Source organism: Candidatus Hakubella thermalkaliphila, assembly GCF_013281975.1.
Lineage (GTDB): Bacteria > Actinomycetota > Humimicrobiia > Hakubellales > Hakubellaceae > Hakubella > Hakubella thermalkaliphila.
The window spans coordinates 1-683 of record NZ_BLRZ01000416.1; the positions used below are offsets into that span (position 1 = coordinate 1).

Annotated in this window: 1 protein-coding gene and 1 pseudogene; both read right to left on the reverse strand. The window is 44.5% G+C overall.

Features of this window, described 5'->3' with window-relative positions; all coding sequences use genetic code 11:
• On the reverse strand, positions 1 to 376 hold a 376-nt coding region (gene cbiE / locus HW443_RS12505; RefSeq protein ID WP_176238369.1), incomplete at its 3' end, for a precorrin-6y C5,15-methyltransferase (decarboxylating) subunit CbiE.
• Positions 369 to 683, reverse strand: a pseudogene (locus HW443_RS12510) (cobalt-precorrin-5B (C(1))-methyltransferase CbiD); the annotation flags it as partial. The gene cbiE and the pseudogene HW443_RS12510, both read right to left, overlap by 8 nt.

A 683-nucleotide genomic window follows, 5' to 3' on the forward strand; every position in this document is an offset into this window, starting at 1 on the left:
GGAGGCTGATGATTTTAGCATCCTGCCAGACCTCACCTATCCTGGCAAAGGCCACTTGAATGGCGCTTATTCCTGGAATGACTACGTATTCTTCCTTCTTTAAGAACCTGGAGATCTGCCCCAGGAAACTGTACAATCCCGGATCTCCGGAAACAAGAACAGCAATCTTTTTCCTATCTCTGTTCTCTTCTATATAACAGATAGCCTGGTCGAAGTGCCCTTCTAAATAAATCTCTTCCTTATTCAGATCTCGAAAAAGGGCCAGAGCTCTTTTTCCTCCCACAAGAACATCGGATCTTTTTATTTCCTTCCTGGCTACGGGTAATAGATAATCTTCTGAGCCGGGACCTATACCAACTATATAGACCTTATTCATTCCTGCTTTCCCCTTTGGGTTCACTCCCTAAAATCTCTCCCTTCAGGGAGAGAAGAATACAGCTAATCTTAAGCTGATTATCTACAAATTCACTCGCCCTCAAGACGATCTTCCTGGCAATCTCATCAAAACAGGACAACAGGCCATTCTTCCTTAAGATTTCAACTGTGGCCTCAGCCAGGTTTTGGCTCAGTATGTCTTTAATAACTTCTGGGTCAGCCCCACAAAGGCCAGCATAGGCAGCAATTGTCTCCAGGCGCGCATCACCAAATTTACTATGGGTATTAAAAATTCCCGCCGCTATCTT